The organism is Marilutibacter chinensis (assembly GCF_021725675.1).
GTDB lineage: Bacteria > Pseudomonadota > Gammaproteobacteria > Xanthomonadales > Xanthomonadaceae > Marilutibacter > Marilutibacter chinensis.
Genome location: NZ_JAKJPO010000001.1, coordinates 371,353 through 384,002 on the forward strand (window position 1 = coordinate 371,353; position 12,650 = coordinate 384,002).

Annotated in this window: 11 protein-coding genes; 2 read left to right on the forward strand and 9 right to left on the reverse strand. The window is 68.7% G+C overall.

The features are described 5' to 3' along the window. Positions 1-65: 65 nt before the first annotated feature. From L3V18_RS01635 to ndk, 9 genes are all read right to left on the reverse strand, one after another. Positions 66-1,280: a molybdopterin molybdotransferase MoeA gene (locus tag L3V18_RS01635; protein ID WP_237052867.1), complete on the reverse strand. Its 1,215-nt coding sequence runs from the start codon at positions 1,278-1,280 to the stop codon at positions 66-68. A 107-nt stretch (positions 1,281-1,387) separates the two neighbouring features. Continuing rightward, positions 1,388-1,987, reverse strand: a complete 600-nt coding sequence (mobA, locus tag L3V18_RS01640; protein ID WP_237052868.1) for a molybdenum cofactor guanylyltransferase — start codon at positions 1,985-1,987, stop codon at positions 1,388-1,390. Between the two features lie 124 nt (positions 1,988-2,111). After that, complete coding sequence (gene der / locus L3V18_RS01645) at positions 2,112-3,512, reverse strand: ribosome biogenesis GTPase Der (RefSeq protein WP_237052869.1); 1,401 nt, start codon at positions 3,510-3,512, stop codon at positions 2,112-2,114. A gap of 187 nt (positions 3,513-3,699) precedes the next feature. Continuing rightward, the gene (gene bamB, locus L3V18_RS01650) at positions 3,700-4,845 is read right to left on the reverse strand and encodes an outer membrane protein assembly factor BamB (protein ID WP_237053675.1); all 1,146 of its coding nucleotides are present in this window, start codon (positions 4,843-4,845) and stop codon (positions 3,700-3,702) included. A 77-nt stretch (positions 4,846-4,922) separates the two neighbouring features. Then, positions 4,923-5,552 carry a YfgM family protein gene (locus tag L3V18_RS01655; protein ID WP_237052870.1) on the reverse strand — a complete coding sequence of 210 codons (630 nt, stop codon included), beginning with the start codon at positions 5,550-5,552 and terminating at the stop codon, positions 4,923-4,925. A 127-nt stretch (positions 5,553-5,679) separates the two neighbouring features. Next, positions 5,680-6,510 carry a helix-turn-helix domain-containing protein gene (locus L3V18_RS01660; protein ID WP_237052871.1) on the reverse strand — a complete coding sequence of 277 codons (831 nt, stop codon included), beginning with the start codon at positions 6,508-6,510 and terminating at the stop codon, positions 5,680-5,682. After that, a complete protein-coding gene (pilW, locus tag L3V18_RS01665) occupies positions 6,507-7,301 on the reverse strand; it encodes a type IV pilus biogenesis/stability protein PilW (RefSeq protein WP_237052872.1) in 795 nt (264 codons plus the stop codon). The genes L3V18_RS01660 and pilW overlap by 4 nt, the downstream gene beginning before the upstream one ends. Positions 7,302-7,362: 61 nt before the next feature. Continuing rightward, the gene (gene rlmN, locus L3V18_RS01670) at positions 7,363-8,574 is read right to left on the reverse strand and encodes a dual-specificity RNA methyltransferase RlmN (RefSeq protein ID WP_237053677.1); all 1,212 of its coding nucleotides are present in this window, start codon (positions 8,572-8,574) and stop codon (positions 7,363-7,365) included. A gap of 121 nt (positions 8,575-8,695) precedes the next feature. Continuing rightward, complete coding sequence (ndk, locus tag L3V18_RS01675; RefSeq protein WP_237052873.1) at positions 8,696-9,121, reverse strand: nucleoside-diphosphate kinase; 426 nt, start codon at positions 9,119-9,121, stop codon at positions 8,696-8,698. Between the two features lie 255 nt (positions 9,122-9,376). Between ndk and L3V18_RS01680 the strand changes: the two genes are divergently transcribed. Beyond that, the gene (locus L3V18_RS01680; RefSeq protein ID WP_237052874.1) at positions 9,377-10,042 is read left to right on the forward strand and encodes a TetR/AcrR family transcriptional regulator; all 666 of its coding nucleotides are present in this window, start codon (positions 9,377-9,379) and stop codon (positions 10,040-10,042) included. A 120-nt stretch (positions 10,043-10,162) separates the two neighbouring features. Continuing rightward, positions 10,163-12,553: a 3-hydroxyacyl-CoA dehydrogenase/enoyl-CoA hydratase family protein gene (locus tag L3V18_RS01685; RefSeq protein WP_237052875.1), complete on the forward strand. Its 2,391-nt coding sequence runs from the start codon at positions 10,163-10,165 to the stop codon at positions 12,551-12,553. Positions 12,554-12,650: the final 97 nt, after the last annotated feature.

Genomic DNA, 12,650 nt, shown 5'->3' on the forward strand with positions numbered 1-12,650 from the left:
ACACGGATACGGCAGGAGCAGGCTCAAAGCGCGCTCTCCGCATTCATCCGCGCGCATCCGTGGCTTCAGTACCGCAGTACCTCGACCGTATCGCCCTCGGCGAGCCGCTGCGGGCCTTCGGGCACCACGATCAGGGCATCGGCTTCCGCCGCCGCACGCAGACGGTGCGAACCGGTGGCCGGGTCCGGCGTCGCGACGAGGCGGCCGTCATCGTCGCAGACCAGGCGGGCGCGCTGGAACTCGCGGCGGACATGGGTCTTGTCGATCGGCGCCGACAATCGGGCCCACAGCCGTGGCCGCGGCTCACTGCGGCCCTGCAGACCGTCGGCCAGGGCACGCCCCAAGGTCAGCCAGGTCGCCAGCACCGACACCGGATTGCCCGGCAGGCCGAGGAAACGGCACTGGTCGAGGCTGCCGAACAGCACCGGCATGCCGGGCTTCATCATCACCTTCCAGAAATGGATCCGGCCGAAACGCCCGAGCACGCCCGGAATGTGGTCCTTCTCGCCGGCCGATACCGCGCCGCAGGTGATCACCAGATCGAACGCACAGCCCGCGTCGCGCAACGCGGCCTCGACTGCGCGCGGCTGGTCCGGCAGTCGCGGCCACGCGGTCGGCTCCAGCCCCTCGGCACGCAGCAGGCCCATCAGCAGCTCGCGGTTGCTGTCGTAGATCTGGCCGGGGGCCAGCGACATCCCGGGTTCCACCAGTTCGTCGCCGCTGGTGAACACGGCCACGGTCGGCCGCCGCGATACCCGCAACGTGTCCATGCCGAGCGAGGCGGCCAGCGAGACCCGCGCTGGAGAAAGTACCGAACCGGCGCGCAGGACGGGGTCGCCGGCGCGGACGTCTTCGCCTGCACGGCGGACATTGGCACCGGGGGCGATGCCATCGGGCACCCGCACGTGCCCGCCGTCGACCTGGACACTCTCCTTGATCGCGACCGTATCCGTACCGGCCGGCATCGGCGCGCCGGTGGTGATGCGCATGCATTCGCCAGGGCCTATGCCCTGCCCGCCCGCCTCACCGGCGAACTGCTCGCCGGCCAGTCGCAGCACGGTTTCGTCGCCGCCCAGATCGGCATGCCGCAATGCGAAGCCATCCATCGCGCTGTTGTCGAACGGCGGCAGCGCGATCGGCGCGACGAGGTCGACGGCCAGCACCCGGCCGTGGCAGCGCGCCAGCGGGACGGTTTCGGCGTCGAGGCGATGCATCTGCGCGACCTCGCGGATGATCGCCAGCGCCTCATCGAACAGGATCCGGGTCGGGAAGCCGGTCATCTTGATGTTTGAGCCACGGATCGCACGGATGAACGCGGATAAGGCTTTTTCATGGAGTTGTCGCTCCGTCGGTGCCCAGCGGCGTTCGCCGCTGGCCTGCTGTTCTGTCAGCCGGACTGTTGCGGACCCTGACCCGCGACCCCGGCCGCGGCCAGATCCCCGGGCGTGTTGAGGTTGCCGAAGCGTACGCCCCCGAACCGCACCGCGACCAGGTCGAGCCGCGACTGCAGGCGGTGCACCGGGCGTTCGCCGGCCTCGATCGCCGCGGCGACCGCATCGCGCAATGCCGTCACCCGCCACAGTGCGACCAGCGGCTGCGGGCCGTCATCGTCGATCGCGTATGCGCCGTCCGCGCCGCTCATCGCGGCCAGGCTGCGCAGCAGGCACTCATTGATCCCGACCAGGTCGACCGGCAGCGTCAGCAGCCACGGGGTGACGCAGGCGGTGGCCAGGCTGTCGAGGCCCGCCAGTGGACCGATGTCGGCGGACGCGCGGTCGGGCACGGCCGTCAGCCCGGCCTGACGGTAGCGCTCCAGCGCCCGGTTCGCGCTCACCAGTACCCGGCCGGCCTCGCCGGCAAAACGTCGCTGCCAGCGCAGCACCTGCGGCATTCCATCGCGCTCGAGCCAGGCCTTGTCGAGCCCGCCCAGGCGGACGGCGCGGCCGCCGGCGAGGATGCCCAGGGTGATGTCGGACGCTGTCAGCATCTGCGTAATGGTCCCTTGCAGGGCGCCGTGGAAACGGCGGTAGAGCGGCGTAAGCCAGGCCGCGATGGCTTTCGTCGGCAAGACCCGATCGCGGCTTACGCCGCTCCTACGCGCGAAACACCTGTCACTTGCTGCGCTTGACGTGGCGCATCAACCGTCGCTTGCGGGCGACCTGCCTCTCGGTGAGCACGTTCTTGCGGCCCTCGAACGGATTGCTGCCTTCCTTGAACACGAATCGCACCGGCGTGCCGACCAGCTTGAACCGCTTGCGGAAGAAGTTCTCCAGATAGCGCTTGTAGGAGTCGCTGAGCGTGCGCAGACGGGTGCCGTGGACGACGAAGCTCGGCGGGTTGGTGCCCGCGGGATGGGCGAAACGCAGCTTGGCGACGTGACCGCGCACGCTCGGCGGCGGGTTGGACGCGTAGGCGATCTCCAGCGCCTTGTTGACCTCGCTGGTGCCGAACTCGCGGGTTGCCGAGGCATGGGCGCGGTGCACGGCGCGGAACAGTTCGCGCAGGCCGGAACCGTGCTTGGCGCTGATCCGCACCGCTTCGGCCCAGTCGACGAAACCGAGCTTGCGACTGAGCATCGCCTCGGCCTGCTCGCGCTGGTAATCGCTCAGCCCGTCCCACTTGTTGACCGCTATCACCAGGGCGCGGCCGGCATCCAGCGCCAACGCAAGCACGGTGGCGTCCTGGTCGGTGACGCCCTCGGACGCATCCAGCATCACGACCGCGACCTGGCAATCCTCGATCGCCTGCAGGGTCTTGATGATCGAGAACTTCTCCACCGCTTCCTCGACCCGGGACTTGCGACGCACTCCGGCGGTGTCGATCAGGCGGTAGCGGCGACCGTCGCGCTCCATGTCGATCGCGACCGAATCGCGGGTGGTGCCCGGCACGTCCGAGGCGATCATCCGCTCCTCGCCGAGCAAGCGGTTGACCAGGGTCGACTTGCCGACGTTGGGGCGGCCGATGAAGGCCAGGCGGATGCGCTCGGGATCGTCGTCCAGTTCGACCCGGGCGCCCTCCTCCGGCAGCCGCGCCAGCACTTCGTCGATCAGCTCGTCGATCCCGCGGCGGTGCGCCGAGGAGATGTCGACCGCATCGGCGAAGCCGTAGCGGGCGAAATCGTTGAGGGCGGCCTCGGCATCGATGCCGTCGGTCTTGTTGACCACCAGCAGAGTCGGCCGGGCGGCCTTGCGCAGCCAGGCCAGGATCTCGTCGTCGAGGGCGGACGCACCTTCGCGGCCGTCGACGATGAACAGCACCAGGTCGGCCTCCTCGGCGGCGGCGCGGGCCTGGCGGGTGGTCGCACCGACCAGCCCCTCGTCGTCGCCGGCGATTCCGCCGGTGTCGACCACCGCGAAATGCCGACGTCCTTCCGGACGGCAGACGCCGTAGTGCCGGTCGCGGGTGACGCCCGGCTGATCGTGCACCAGCGCGTCGCGGGTACGCGTCAGCACATTGAACAGCGTGGACTTTCCGACGTTGGGTCGGCCAACGAGGGCGACGAGCGGGAGCATGGCGGGAACCGGGCTGGAGGAACTGGATCGGAACGGACGACGGGCGGGGCCTGGCTACCGGCCGCACTGCCCATGCGCCGCATGATGACGGCGTGGGCGGGAAAAGGAAACGGCCGGCATCGCGCCGGCCGTTCTCCCGGTATCGGCCGGCGGCGCCCAGGCGACCGCCGCCGGCCTGGCGTTCCGGCTACTGGAGCCGGTAGGCCGACAGCTTGCCCTCGACGTCCTGGACCAGCAGGATGCCGTCGGCGACGACCGGCGCCGCGCGCAGGGCGTCGCGGCTGGCCCGCGTGCGTGCAGCGAACTCGCCGTTGTCGAGCTTCAGCCAATGCAGGTAGCCGTCGTAGTCGCCGACCACTGCATAGTCGCCCTGCACCGCCGGCGCGGTCACGTTGCGCCGCGCCAGGCCGGGCTGCTGCCACATCGCCGCACCGTTGCGCTTGTCCAGACCGTAGACGCTGCCGGTCGCCGCGGTGACCACGATACGGTCGCTGGCGACGCCGATGCGGCCGGGGCCGCCATTTTCCGACGCCCACATCGGACGGCCGCTGGGGCCGTCGATCGCTACGGTGCTGCCCTTGAAGCTGGTCGCGAAGATCACCGGGCCATCGAGCACGGGGGTGCCGTCGACGTCGGCCATGCGGTCGAGCTCGGTGCGTCCCTCCTGCTGTCCGATCGGCTGTTCCCACAACGGGCCGCCGTCGTCAGCCGACAGTGCCGACAGGGTGCCGTCGTCGTTGCCGACGAAGATCAGCCCGGGGCCCAGCAGCGGCGCGTCGTTGCCGCGGACGGAAAGCGCCGGCACGTCATGGTTCCAGAACCAGCGCCGCTCACCGCTGGCCGCGTCGAACGCGGTGACGCGGTTGTCGTTGGAGCGGACGAAGACCAGCCCCATGCCGATCGCCGGCGCGGCGATCACCTCGTTCGGCACCTGCGCCTGCCAGCGCTCGGCACCGGTCTCGGCATCCAGCGCGACGACATGGCCGTCGAGACCGCCGACCACGACCAGGCCATCGCCGACACCGGGGCCTCCGCTCAGGCGCAGCTCGCTGTCGTACTCCCAGAGCGTACGTCCGGTCTGCAGGTCCAGCGCCCTGACCCCGCCCTCCACCGCGGCGGCATAGACACGGCCATCGGCAACGACTGGACCCTGCCGGGCGCCGATGCGTCCTTCGCCCTTGCCGACCCGGGTCGACCACAGCTCGGCCACCGCCTGGCTCGGGGTGAACTCGACCAGCTCGACGGGCTCGTTCGGCTTGGCCTTGCCTTCGCCGCCGCCGAACCAGCCCTTGATGGTGGAACAGCCGGCCAGTGCGGCCACGCAGATCAGCATGACCCCGGCGCGCAAGGCGGGACGAACGGGCAGCGGACGGCCCGAAGCCGGGACGGATTCGATCGGAGCGGCTTTCATCAGGACTTGGCCTCGGCTTCGGCGGGCTTGCCGCCGACTTCGGTGAGTTTGAGCTCGAGCATCCGACGCATCGGCGAGCCGACGTCCATCTTCGCCAGCGCCTGCTCGTAGGATGCGCGGGCGGCATCGTGCTTGCCGAGCGCGAACTCGGCGTCGCCGCGGATCTCCAGCGCGATCGCCGACTCCGCCTGCGCCAGCAGAGCCAGCGCGGCGTCGGCCTGGCCGGCCTCGATCTGCAGCCGCGCCAGGCGCTGGTTGACGACATCGGTCAGGGCGGGATCGTCGGACGCGATGCCCTTCAGCGTCGCGATCGCCTCCTCGGTCTTGCCCGCGGCAACCTGCGAGCGCGCCAGCTCGAGCGCGGCCAGCGCCGACAGCATGCCGGGCTGGAGGTCGGCGGTCAGTTCGGCGGCCTTGGGGTCGTCGGATTCGATCGCCTCGACGGCGGCGCTGTAGCGGTCGGCTTCCGCAAGCTTCTTGCTCTGCTGGTCGTGTCCCCACCACTTCCAGCCGCCGATCGCGGCGAAGCCCAGGGCGATGCCGCCGATCAGGCCGACACCGTTGTTGCGGAGCCACTGGAGGACGCGTTCGCTTTGTTCGTGTTCGTCGAGAAGGTCGTCAATTGCCATTGATCAAATCGTCGGGCCGGGGCTTCGGGAAGCCCGGGACGACGCGTCCGGCGCGGGCCGGATGCGACATGCATGGACTGGCCCGGAAGCCGAGTGTGAAGTTCACCCGCGCCGCCGCCGCGGCCGATCACTCGGCGGGCGGCACCACGGAACCGTCAGAGGATAGCGTAAAGCGAGCCACGTTGGACTTGCTGAACGCCGACAGGTCGACGAGCTCGCCGTCGTGGCGGAGTTCGATCGCCGATACGTTGCCCACGGTCATCCGGCCGACCTCGCCATCCTCGTAACGACGGGACTCGCCCGCCGGTACCAGGCCCTTCTCGACGATATGGCCTTCGGGACCGAACACCTCGATCCAGCTTTCGTCGTTGAAGACCAGCGAGATGCCCCCGCTGGAGCGCTTCTCGATGCTGCGCGGCGTCATCGAGGCGACCACCGGGGTGCGGGCCGGACGCTGTGCGCTGGTTGCGGCCGGCTCGTCCTGCCGCGCCGGCGCGAGCCCGTCGGGGACTTCCAGCGACTGCACGTCGGGCGAACCGGAGGACGGCGACAGGTGATCGCGGGTCGCCCACCAGACCGGCAACGCGATCGCGGCGGTCATCACGATGTAGACGGTGTTGCGGGTCGCCTGTTCGAGCACGCGGCGGTAGCGCGGCGTATGGCTGTGGCTGACCAGTTCGGGCGGCGCCACGCGGGGAACGTGGGCCTGGTCCAGGCAGCCGTCGACATCCATGTCCAGCTTGAGCAGGCGGGCGTAGCTGCGCAGTTGCCCGCGGACGAAGATCGGCGCTCCGAGCACCTCCCATTCGTCGTTCTCCAGTGCCTCGACGACACGCAACGGCATCTTGAGCCGGGACGATACTTCCTCCCGGGTCAGGCCGCCCGCTTCGCGGGCCTGCCGCAAACGCGAGCCACAACTAGGTACTGAACCCGATTCGATTGGGTCTGGCTGGATCATCGTCTACCGCTTTCCCCCGTGTCAGAGCCCGTCGCGTCCGGGAACTCCGCCCTCAGCCGCTGAACATAACGATCGGCGGCCTCCTTGTCGCCGAGTTGTCGCTCGATTTGTGACGCAAGCATCAACGCGCGGGCGTCCGCTGGCGCAGCGTCCAGCCGGCGCTGGGAGAACGCCCGCGCCTGCAGGGCATTCCCGGCGCGGAATTCGCGCTCCGCCATCGCCGCCAGGGCGACCGGATTCTCCGGGTCGAGCCTGAGCGCCGCCTCCAGGTAGCGCTGCGCCTTGTCGTCGAGCCCGGCCTTGTCGGCGCAGGCGCCGGCATTGGCGATCGCGAACCCGGGCGTGGTGTAGCCGCGGTCGCCGAGGGCGCGATCGAACCATTCCAGCGATTCCGCCGCCCGCCCCTGCCCGCACAGCCAGGCGCCGTAGTTGTTCAACTGCGCGCCGCGCGGTGTGAGCTCGGCGGCGCGACGGTAATGGTCGCCGGCCCGGGACGGTTGTCCTTGGCGTTCGTAGACCGCGGCCATCAGCGTGTGCGCGGTGGTCGAGGAGTCGTCCTGCCTGAGCGCGGCCCGAGCCGCGTCCCCCGCGGCGTCCAGGTCGCCGGCCAGCAGGGCGCGCTGACCGTCGCCGACCGTTAGCGCCGCGGACCGGCGGCCGCGGCGGTCGTCGCTGACATGGTATTCGGGAGCGACGCGCCGATAGTCCCGCGAATCGAGATCGGGACGCACGAAGCTCAGGCGGCTGCAGCCGCCGACGAGCAGCACGGGAACGAGCAGCCCCAGGGACATGCAGAAGCACAATGGATGGGCGGCGGCCGACGGCCACCGGGACTTGCGGGCGCTGCGGACGTCACGCCGCGGCATCGCCGGCCCCCCGGCCCGCGTTCGGCAGGCCGCTCTCGTGTGGGTGTCTTTTCTGCAACTGCTCGCGGAACGCGGCCTGGCGGCGGGTGCGATCGGTCACCTGCCCCTTGAGCTGGCCGCAGGCCGCGTCGATGTCGTCGCCCCGGGTGCGGCGCACCGGCGCGATCATCCCGGCGTTGTTGAGCAGCTTCTGGAACCCACGGATCGCGAGGTCGTCGGGGCGCTCGAAACGGGTACCGGGAAAAGGATTGAACGGGATCAGGTTGACCTTCGCCGCGTCCTTCATCTGCACCGCACGGTCGAACGCGCGCATCAGCCTGACCAGCTCGCGCGCATGCTCCGGTTGATCGTTGACGCCCTTCATCAGCGTGTATTCGAAGGTCACCGAAGTGCCCCGCTTGCGCAGCGCGTAACGCACGCAGGCGTCCATCAGCTCGGCGATCGGATACTTCCTGTTGAGCGGCACCAGGCGGGTGCGAAGCTCGTCGTTAGCGGCGTGCAGCGATACCGCCAGCGACACGTCGCTGACCTCGCCGAGCCTGTCGATCATCGGCACCATGCCGGCGGTAGACAGGGTCACGCGTTTGTTGGCCAGGCCGTAACCGAGGTCGTCGCGCATGATGCTCATCGCCCGCACGACGTTGTCGAAGTTCGCCAGCGGCTCGCCCATCCCCATCATCACCACGTTGGTCAGGCGGCGCTGCTGGTGCGGGACGTTGCCGAGGTGGCGCGCGGCGACCCAGACCTGGCCGATGATCTCGGCGGTCGACAGGTTGCGGTTGAAGCCCTGGGTCGCGGTCGAGCAGAACTGGCAGTTCAGCGCGCAGCCGACCTGTGAGGACACGCACAGGGTGCCGCGTCCCTTGTCGGGAATGTAGACGGTCTCGATCGCGTTCTTCGCGTCCATGCCGAGCAGCCACTTGTGGGTGCCGTCGGTCGAGGGCTTGTCGAAGATCACATCGGGCGCATGCACGACCGCGCGCTCCTCGAGCTTGGCGCGCAGCACCTTGCCCAGGTCGGTCATGCCGGCGAAGTCGGTGACGTGGCGGTGATGGATCCACTTCATCACCTGGTGTGCGCGGAAGCGCTTCTCGCCGAGCTCCTGTTCGAAGAAGTCCTCCAGCGAGCCTCGGTCGAGATCGAAGATGTTGCGGCGCGGGTCGGCGCCGCCTAGGCGGGCCGGCGAAGCTGCGGACAGCTCCACCGGCGCCGTGCCTGCCCCGGCGCCCGCGTTCGGCAGGGCCGCGTGCGCTTCGGCGTCGCGAGCTTCGGCCGGATTTTCGCGATGCGTGGTCATCGGGGCGTTGGCGTGGGTCGGATCAGCGTGCGAACACGTCGGTGGCCGGGAAGAAGTACGCGATCTCGATCGCGGCGTTCTCCAGGCTGTCGGAACCGTGCACCGCATTGGCATCGATGCTGTCGGCGAAGTCGGCGCGGATGGTACCGGCGGCGGCTTCCTTCGGATTGGTCGCGCCCATCAGCTCGCGGTTCTTCAGCACCGCGCCCTCGCCTTCGAGGACCTGGATCATCACCGGACCGGAGATCATGAACTCGACCAGGGCGTTGAAGAACGGACGCTCGCGATGGACCGCGTAGAAACCTTCGGCTTGCGCGCGCGACAGATGCGTCATCTTCGCGGCGGCGACCTTGAGGCCTGCCTGCTCGAAACGGGTGTAGATCTCGCCGATGACGTTCTTGGCGACGGCATCGGGCTTGATGATCGAAAGGGTGCGCTCCAGCGCCATGGGAAGGTGTCTCCGGATTGGCGGGCCGGCCTCGCGCGTTTCCTCGGCGAGTGCCCGAAGGGTAACAGAAAAACCCGTGCCGGGGCACGGGTTTAGCCGATATGGCTGCGGTAATTCTAACGAGTTCTCCACTCCGTTGTCACCGTCGGCTTCGAATCCCGGTCAGGATCGATTGACGACGGCGACCGCTGCGCCTAGCATCAAACAAGCGTTTGATTCACCCTGTCCTCCACCCATACCGACGGCAGTACTCCGATGGCGGCCACCGCCCACGCTCCCAGCAGACCCGCGCCCGGCGCACCGGCTTCGACCCGGCATTTCTCCACCAAGGACCGCATCCTCGGCGCCGCCGAGGAATTGTTCGCCCAATTCGGCTTCACCGGCACCTCGCTGCGCCAGGTCACCAGCCGGGCGGCGGTCAACATCGCGGCGGTCAACTACCACTTCGGCAGCAAGGAGAACCTCGTCAACGAGGTATTCCGCCGCCGCATGGACGATATGAGCGCGCACCGCCTGGCGGCGCTGAAGGCCGCCGTCGAACGGTCGCCCGGCGAGCTGGAGCCGATCCTGGCCGCCTTCGTCGAGCCGGCTCTGGCGATCGCCCAGGACAAGCACGGTGGCGCGGCGTTCGTGCGGATGGTCGCCCGCGCCTACGCGGAGAAGAACGACAGCCTGCGACGCTTCCTGTCCGATCACTACGGACACGTGCTGCGCGAATTCGCCAGGGCCATCGCCGCGGCGGTGCCGGAGCTGAGCAAGGAAGAGCTGTATTGGCGCCTGGACTTCCTGGCCGGCGCGCTGACCTATGCGATGGCCGACTTCGGCCTGATCAAGCGTCCCGCCGGTGTCACCGAAGCGGCGCACCGTGAAAGGGCGGCGCGCGAACTGATCCGCTTTGCTGCCGCCGGATTCAAGAGCTGAGGCTTCCAGCCACGGATTGCGCGGATGAACGCGGATAACAGCAGGAAAGAAGTGGGTTATCCGAGTTGATTCGCGCAGATCCGCGGCCGATAACTCTTTATATTCAAAAGGATAAGAAATATGTCTGAGAAAATGCTTGTACGACGGGCCGCGGTGCTCGGTGCCGGTGTCATGGGGGCGCAGATCGCCGCGCACCTGACCAACGCAGGAGTCGATACCGTGCTGTACGACCTGCCGGCGAAGGACGGCGATCCGAACGGGATCGTGACCGCGGCGATCGCGAACCTGGCCAAGCTCAGCCCTGCTCCGCTGGCCGACAAGGCGCTGGCCGCGCGGATCACCCCGGCCAACTACGGGACGGGCCTCGATCTGTTGAAGGACTGCGACCTGGTGATCGAGGCGATCGCCGAACGGATGGACTGGAAGCAGGATCTGTATCGCAAGATCGCGCCGTTCGTCGCCGATCACGCGGTGCTGGCCAGCAACACCTCCGGCCTGGGCATCAATGCGCTCGCCGACGTGCTGCCGGAGCAATTGCGCCACCGCTTCTGCGGCGTGCACTTCTTCAATCCTCCGCGCTACATGCACCTGGCCGAACTGATACCGGCCCGCGGGACCGACGCGGCGGTGATGGAGGGGCTGGAGACCTTCCTGACCACCACCCTCGGCAAGGGTGTGGTCTTCGCCAAGGACACCCCGAACTTCATCGGCAACCGCATCGGCGTGTTCTCGATGCTGGCCGCAATGCATCACACCACGCAGTTCGGGCTGGGCTTCGACACCGTCGACGCGCTGACCGGTCCGCTGATCGGACGGCCGAAGTCCGCGACCTACCGCACCGCCGACGTGGTCGGCCTGGACACGATGGCGCATGTCATCAAGACGATGGCCGACACCCTGCCCGACGACCCGTGGCACAAGTACTTCAAGGCGCCGAAGTGGCTGACCGCGCTGATCGAGAAGGGCGCGCTGGGCCAGAAGACCCGCGCCGGCGTGTACACGAAGAAGGGCAAGGACATCCTGGTGCTGGACGTGAAGGCGCAGGACTACCGCCCGTCCGCCGGCGAGCTGGACGCCGACGTCGCCGCGCTGCTGAAGGAGCGCGACCCTGCGAAGAAGTTTGCCGCGCTGCGCGCCAGTGACCATCCGCAGGCCAGGTTCCTGTGGGCCTGCTTCCGCGACACTTTCCATTACAGCGCCTACCACCTGGCCGACATCGCCGATACCGCCCGCGACGTCGACTTCGCGATGCGCTGGGGCTACGGCTGGTCGATGGGACCGTTCGAATCCTGGCAGGCCGCCGGCTGGAAGCAGGTCGCCGAGTGGATCGCCGAGGACATCGTGTCCGGCGAGGCGATGAGCAGCGCCGCCCTGCCCGACTGGGTGTTCGACGGACGCGACGGCGTGCACACCGCCGAAGGCAGCTACAGCCCTGTGCGCAACGCCAAGGTGCCGCGCTCGTCCAACCCGGTCTATGCGCGCCAGCGTTTCCCCGATCCGCTGCTGGGCGAGTCCTTCCCGCAGGGCCGCACCGTGTTCGAGAACGACGGCGTGCGGATGTGGGTCGACGGCTCCGATCAGGGCGATAGCGACGGCATCGCCGTGCTCAGCTTCAAGACCAAGATGCACACGGTCAACGACCATGTGCTCAATGGCATCCAGGAGGCGATCGCGATCGCCGAGCGCGACTTCCGCGGCCTGGTGATCTGGCAGCCCAAGGAGCCGTTCTCCGCCGGCGCCGATCTCGCCGGTGCGCTGGGCCTGCTGCAGGCCGGCGACCTCAAGGGCTTCGAAGCCATGGTCGCGAACTTCCAGGCGACCAGTCAGCGGATCAAGTATTCGCTGGTGCCGGTGGTCGCGGCGGTGCGCGGACTCGCACTGGGCGGCGGCTGCGAATTCCAGATGCATGCCGCGCACAGCGTGCTCGCGCTGGAGAGCTACATCGGCCTGGTCGAAGCCGGCGTGGGCCTGCTGCCCGCCGGCGGCGGCCTGAAGGAACTGGCGGTGCGCGCCTCCGACAAGGCCGGCTCCAGCGGCGACGTGTTCGCCGAGCTGAAGACCGCGTTCGAGAGCGTCGCGATGGGCAAGGTTGCGACATCGGCGATGGAGGCCAAGGAGCTCAAGCTGGCGCGCGAAGCCGATTCCGTCGTCTTCAACGCTTTCGAGCTGCTGCACGTCGCCCGGTCGAAGGCACTGGCCCTGGCCGAGGGCGGCTATCGCCCGCCGTTGCCGGCCCGCAGCATCCGCGTCGCCGGCAACGTCGGCATCGCAACCTTCAAGATGCTGCTGGTGAACATGCTCGAGGGCCGCTTCATTTCGCCGCACGACTACGAGATCGCCAGCCGCATCGCAACCGTGATCTGCGGGGGCGAGGTCGACCGGGATTCGCGCGTGGACGAGGAATGGCTGCTGCGCCTGGAGCGCGAACACTTCGTCGCCCTTGCGCAGATGCCGAAGACCCAGGAGCGCATCGCACACATGCTCAAGACCGGCAAGCCGTTGAGGAACTGATTGTGAAGAAGATCGGGCATCCTGCCGCGACTTCTTCGCCTTGGGCGAAAAGCGTGGTTTTCGCCCAAGGCCGCGGCCTCGCTTCGCGACGCCGCGC